Annotated in this window: 6 protein-coding genes; all 6 read right to left on the bottom strand. The window is 39.2% G+C overall.

What is annotated here, in order from left to right; translation table 11 throughout:
* Nucleotides 1-626: 626 nt before the first annotated feature.
* The 6 genes from AB4484_RS24995 to AB4484_RS24970 all read right to left on the bottom strand — a co-directional run bounded on the left by AB4484_RS24995 (nt 627) and on the right by AB4484_RS24970 (nt 5540).
* Nucleotides 627-1490, bottom strand: a complete 864-nt coding sequence (locus tag AB4484_RS24995) for a replication initiator protein A (RefSeq protein WP_372080871.1) — start codon at nt 1488-1490, stop codon at nt 627-629.
* A 2-nt stretch (nt 1491-1492) separates the two neighbouring features.
* Entirely contained in the window at nt 1493-1855 is a 363-nt protein-coding gene (locus tag AB4484_RS24990; protein WP_372080870.1) for a hypothetical protein, read from the bottom strand.
* Between the two features lie 11 nt (nt 1856-1866).
* Nucleotides 1867-2913 (bottom strand): hypothetical protein, encoded by a 1047-nt coding sequence (locus AB4484_RS24985; protein WP_372080869.1) that lies wholly within the window; start codon nt 2911-2913, stop codon nt 1867-1869.
* Between the two features lie 70 nt (nt 2914-2983).
* Nucleotides 2984-3934, bottom strand: a complete 951-nt coding sequence (locus AB4484_RS24980; RefSeq protein ID WP_372080868.1) for a ParA family protein — start codon at nt 3932-3934, stop codon at nt 2984-2986.
* A gap of 125 nt (nt 3935-4059) precedes the next feature.
* Nucleotides 4060-4245: a hypothetical protein gene (locus tag AB4484_RS24975; protein WP_372080867.1), complete on the bottom strand. Its 186-nt coding sequence runs from the start codon at nt 4243-4245 to the stop codon at nt 4060-4062.
* 80 nt (nt 4246-4325) lie between these two features.
* Entirely contained in the window at nt 4326-5540 is a 1215-nt protein-coding gene (locus AB4484_RS24970) for an IS91 family transposase (RefSeq protein ID WP_372080872.1), read from the bottom strand.
* Between the last annotated feature and the right edge of the window lie 728 nt (nt 5541-6268).

Raw genomic sequence — 6268 nt, 5'->3', positions numbered from 1 at the left:
TATTGAAATTCCTTACCTTTGAAGAGAGGGCAATCGTGTAGATATCATGCTTGGTTAGGCTGTCTACTTTCGGCTCTATGCAAAAAGAGCCGTTTCGCTTTTGCTCTCCGCCGTAACGGATTAGCAACCGCGGATTTCAGTCACCAGTGGTTTAATAATAGTTAAATAGCTTCTAATTTGAAAAAATCCGTTATAAAGAGTTAGTAATATAGTTAATTAGTTAAAAGGTTACGTTTCGCTAAGACCTTGTATAACGGGGCTTTCCGAGCTATTTCGTGTTCAGAACCTCGATGTATTGTGTTCTAAACCACGATGCTTCGTGTTTAGTGGCGTGTTTACAACCACGATGCTGCGTGTTCACGACCACGTTCTTACTGTGTTTCAAACCACGAGTCAATTAACGCCCTACGCACCTATTGTTAACAGGTTATGCACAGTTTATTTTGTGGTCAAAACCCCGAACACCAACAATAAAAACAAAACTTAAAAATATACGGTAGTTATTAGTCACTTTGTGTTTTTCATAAGTGTTAAAGCGTATGTTTTCTAAATTATGTGTTTAAAACCTCGAAGTTTTTGTTCAAAATAGCATCTGCTTTTGGAGTGTGTGGTTAAAACCCCGAGTTTTAAGTATTTTTAAACCTTTTATATTCTTCTTTTATACTTCCTTCTTTGTCTTTATAAACAATTATTTTTTCAACTGTTTTTGTTTCTTTTGCTGTTGAATAGGTCACGACATAATCAGGAATGGACTGTTTCTTATCAATCTCTTTTATTTTTCGCCTAAATTCTCGTAATGGAGATTTAACCCCGAATTTATTATAGAGATTTTCTAACCCTATCTCCCATTTCGATTGATTTCCACAATGTTTCCTGCAGAGTTCGTACAATCGTCTATCGTATGGTGATCTTAAAGAAAAATATTGGGGCGCATAAGTTAAGATCTGATTGTTACTTATGGCATCAAACAAAATAGAAGGTAAAATAAGCTCTACATATTTCATTCGACCTGTTTTTTCGTCAGTGATTAAGTCGTAGTCACTAACGAAGCTAAAACCTTTATCCCTCTTTAAACCATTATTATGTGTAGTGGTATAAACGGTTGTGCCTGCTAAACGCTTTAAACTTTCTAGTACCGCTTTATAGGATTTACCGTCAGTACTTTTATTCGTACTTTTTAGAAAATCATACAGTGTAATATGTATCTTTTGACCGATCGCTTGCCCTCTATTTTGTGCCTCTGCTATTTGACCGAAGCAATACAACAATAAATCTTTATCGTGTATCGTTGCCCTACCTTTATCATTTGGCACTATCTCAATTGATGCACCTGTCTTTTTATTATGATAATGATATGTATCAGTATCGACTTTAGAACTAATGCTAAACAAAGGAAACTCCATAGAATGCGTTTCCCCTTTTGGAGACGCATCAATGATATTAGCGACAAATAGTTCTAATTGTTCTGTTGGTATCAAATCTTTAGCCATATCTAAACCTTTTTCAACAGTCGTTGAATAATAGCTGTTCTAATCACCGAACTTCGATCTGTCTTGACGTCTTCTTGGGCTTCTACTTCTTTAACTACTTTCTTCACTATATCGAAGGTTTTGACAGTAAGGCTCAGGTTGATCGTTTTTGTTGTTCCAGGTTCAATGAACTCTTCAGCAATTAAATTATGAAAATCGTCCTTTTCAAACAATTCGGCTAACACATCTTCAAACCAATAAAGACGTTGTTTTTTATTGTAACCAGAAGCAAGAAGGTTAGTTTCAATCTTCTCTACCATCTTTGATGGTATTCTTACGGCTATACGCTTGACTGGTTGTAGAGATTCCTTGTTTGTTTTAATCATTTATAACTGCCCTACTTTTTCTCATCTTTCAAAAAAGTAACTAATAAATTGAATGCTTCATTGAGGTCTTTAGATTTATTTAAATCTAAACTTTCTAACACTTCTTCTGCTTTAAACTCTTTAGTGGCTGCTTCAATAATTCTCTTCATGATATCCACATCAGCTTCTTTACTAATTTTAATGACGGGTTTGCGAGCCGTTAAAGACTGTTTAGTTGGTCTGCCTTCAAGTTTTGCTTTCAGGTCTTCTGGTTCTAATTGTGCTAATGCTGCACATTTTTGAAGACTGGTAATTTTACCTTCCTCAATAGCTTTTATTAAAATATCTGTCTTGTGTTTGACTTTATATTTAATGATCGCTAGATATCTTTGGGCGTCTGCTGTCGATAAGCCGGAGACTGTTCCTAATTTCCTAACGGATATTTTTTCTATTCCGTGCGTTCCGTGGATCAATTTTTCAAGTCTCATCGTTTTTTCAAAGATGGTCATATCTTCACGGTGAACGTTTTCTTCCCATTGCAGAATATCTATTTCGTTTTTAGTTAGACGTTCCTCATTAATTCTTGATGAAATATATTGTTCACCCAACATAATGTGAGTGAGTAAACGCCTTTCGCCAGAGATTAAGTGAAATACACTGTCCTCTTGCCAAACAACGATTGGGTGTAAGAGTCGAGTAGGGGATTTAAGAACTGCGCAGAACTCAATAATTGACGTTAAATCACCAATTTGTTTTTCTTTAAGTCCAAAGTCCTTTACTACTTTTTCAACGTATTCTTCTATCCAGCCATTATATTCTTCCTTTTCTAATGACAGATTAATCGGATATTTTGCTTGTATTTTCGAAACAAGAACCGTGTCAATCGCTAATTTTCTCGGGTTATCTTGGTCAGTTTTTATATGGGAGATTGGAAGGTTTTTAACTAAGATGCTTTTGCTCTTACTGTCGAGTTGGGAAGCAGTAGCATTTGTCCATTTTTCACTGCTACTTACGTCACCATCAGCTTCAATTTTACCAGTCCCTGCTCTACTTTTATTTGAACCAAACTTTTTAACCACATTAAATCCTTACTGTCTCCGATGGAGACACCTATAAGTTGTTTTTGTTTACTGTCTCCGATGGAGACACTTACTTTTGTTTGAGACGATTATCAATCTCTACAGAACCAAATATTTCACATAAGATGTGTTTACATAAACTTTCACTATGCTTTAAAGCTGTGTGATGTTTACTAATTTGAAATATTGATTTAGGAGAGATGCCTTTTAAGTCTCGCTCAGGGTAAGCGATTGAATAAGGTAGGTAGATATCGTCGGGGAGCATAATAGAACCTAAGCTTTCGTGAAGCATGTCTAAAGTGCCCTTGTGAAGTTTGGTGTTAATTTTAACCTTGTTTGGAACTAAACCAACCAAATTCAACTGATTTTCATCGTCTCTTGCAAAGTTATCGGATTGGATAACTTGTATCATTGCATTAATACCCTGCATTGATTTTTCTTCTGGCTCGAAGGGGATAACAGCGTGAGTTGCGCAACGAATAGCCGACCTGAAAACTGGATTTCTTGACGGCCCTGTATCTAAAACAACCAAATCATAATCTTCACCGACATACTCGTTAAACAAGACCTCTTTAAGACGATTTATGACTTTTTTTTCTATTTGACCGCTTTCATTAGAAAATTCAGTGTTGATTTTTTCAAGAAGAGCAGGGTGTCCCAGTAGACAATCAACTTTTCCTGTAAAACCGTTTTTAGGGTTTACAAAAGTCTCGTAAGGTAATACTTCTTTACCGTAAAACGTATCTGCGATTGTTGAACGCTCTTCTATATCTTCACAATCGGGGTCATATGCGCTCCAATCTGGGTGGATAGGGGGAAGCTGACCACCGGTAGATTGAGAAGAGCTTTCCATTCCTACCCAATAATCCGAACTGTTGCACTGCATATCAAGATCAACGACTAGAACATTCATATGCGTTTTTATAGATGCATATTCAGCAACAATAGAAGAAACTGCCGTTTTACCAACACCGCCTTTTTGCTGAAAAACACCTAATATCAAGGGTTTCTTTGAACTCATTTCTTTACTCCGATGGGATAAGATATTTGAATAGTATACGTATGTTATTTTTCTTTTTCAACCTTAGAGAGAGATAACTTAGACTGTCTCCATCGGAGACAGTCTAAGTCTAGGCTTTCATGGGTTTATGATGCAAAAGGATTAGTTTTATCTTTAGAAACAGGGGGTAACTGTGTCGGTGTTCCCCTTTTACCCTTTCTGGATAGGGCTTTTCCCTTGGGAAAACCCTTCCCTTGATGTTTAGCGATTTCAAAGTTTCTAATACGGAGTTTTCTTAAGATTGGGATGGCTAATTTGTCAGGAATATTCATTTACCTATCATTTGAACAGATGATAGAGGGGGTACCTATCAATGGAATTGTCGATAACCCCAATTTTGGATAGATCTTCCCTATACGATGGCCTCACCACGCCGACTCAAAGCTTCATTGACAATATTTTTCCGACCCACTCCTGCATGGAAAGCCTTAAATCGCATTCTGTGGCCGCATAGAATGCATTCAAACGGATCTACTTTTAAAAAAGACTTCATCATCTGACCATATCGAAGTGGTGGCATAGGCTGGAGGGGACTCTCCATACCCAGAGCTTCACGGGCTTTAGGTAGCATTTCGCCGACCAATCGATTGGCCAGAAAGCCAAAATAGCGGATCATACGAAAGTTTTTCTCTGGGATGTGCTGGATGAGACGTTTAATTAACTCAAGCTGGCTGACTTCCTCCGTTTCATATTTCCCCGTGTGATGGTCGAGGTAACGAAACGATAGGTTAGCTTCACCACGATAATGAGCCAGTTTTGCCCCTGCAATCGGTGGACGTTTAAGGTAGCGACCAAGGTAGTTGATTGTGGCTTTGGGATGCTGGGTTTTCTTTGCAAAGTGCACATGCCAAAAGCGTTGACGTTGAGCATTAATGAAGCGTCGAAATTCATCAAAGTCACGGCAGTGAGATCCTGCATCGTCGATTGTCAGAGATTCATATTCAGAAAGTAGTAAATCGCAGAGCCCATCACGCCAACGTTTTTCGACTTTTTCATGGCAATAGGCGAGCGCCTTCCAATCGCCATGTGAATTTATCCCCCCCAGGGTCACAGATACATGAACATGAGGATGCCAAGTTAAACGTCTCCCAAAGGTATGGAGTGCGCAGAAAATTCCAATTTCTAGTCCTGCCTGCTTTGCCGCATAAAGGAGATTGTCGACAGCGAGTTGGCAAAGTTTATCGAGTAACCATCGATTGGTGCGAAAGATGGGCCATAAAACATCAGGGAAAGTGAATGTCATGTGCATCCAAGGGCAATGTGGCATTCGGTCTATCTGTTGAGCTATCCAGTTATCGGTCGATTTTTTGCCACAACGAGAGCAGGCTCGACTGGAGCAAGTAAACCAGATATTTTTGGAGTGGGTGCAGTCTTTGTTTTCACAATGTAGCTCTTTACAACCCAATGCCGGTTTGCCGCAGGCGAGCATTTTAGTGACTTCAATGATTTCGATATCTCGTAGTGTTGAGTCAGTCGCCACCATAGTTTCCCAGGCTTTGTTGAACTCAAGGAGAAAGTTAAGCGGTCTAGGTTGATATGGGGTATTGATAGAAGTACGAGCGGCCATGATCAGTAAAGGTAATCGTGTCGTGATTGCAGCAAATGAAAACACCGATTATACGCATAAACCTACCACGCGCCCAATTGCAGCGTAGCTGCTATGTTCATGAGAGCCGCACCCTCTACTTAACCAAAGCGAGTACATTATGATGCCGATATCTTCAGGCACTTTGAAGCCCGTCGCCTTGATCATGCTTTCACTCTCGCTGCTGGGGTGTGAAATGCTGGGGTTCAACGAATAGGGTACCTATGCATAAAGGTACGTAATGCGACATAGGATTATGGCCTATCTCTAACTCGCATTATTGTTTTCCTGCTGGTTTCGAACTCACGTACGATGACTGTGATTGTTACTCGGTAGATAGAATTGATAGTAGCCCTAAGAGCTTATCTTTAGTCACTTAACAAACCTCGGAGGTCGGTGAGGTAATTCGTTACGAAATGGACGTACGTAACTATAGGCTTGTCCAGTATGGCGTCTAGTTGATTTTCGGACGGTTTTTTAACCCCTGTCCGAAATCGTGCCTTTTCGAACATCAGATCCTCCCCCGAAAAACGCTGCATAAACAACATGACAAAACGGGGGCAACTGAAATAAGAATAATACTGTTGTACCAACACCTTATAGTGAACCCTATGTCGCTTTACGTACCTTTATGCAGATAGACCCATCTTTCGAAAAGTATGTACTGGTCAAGTAAAACTGGCCACAGTTTTACCTGTATGTCATTGAGG

Source organism: Vibrio sp. 10N.261.46.A3, from assembly GCF_041472995.1.
GTDB classification, from domain to species: domain Bacteria; phylum Pseudomonadota; class Gammaproteobacteria; order Enterobacterales; family Vibrionaceae; genus Vibrio; species Vibrio coralliirubri.
The sequence above is the reverse complement of the archived record's forward strand: the minus strand, read 5'-3'. Positions and strand labels throughout refer to the sequence as shown.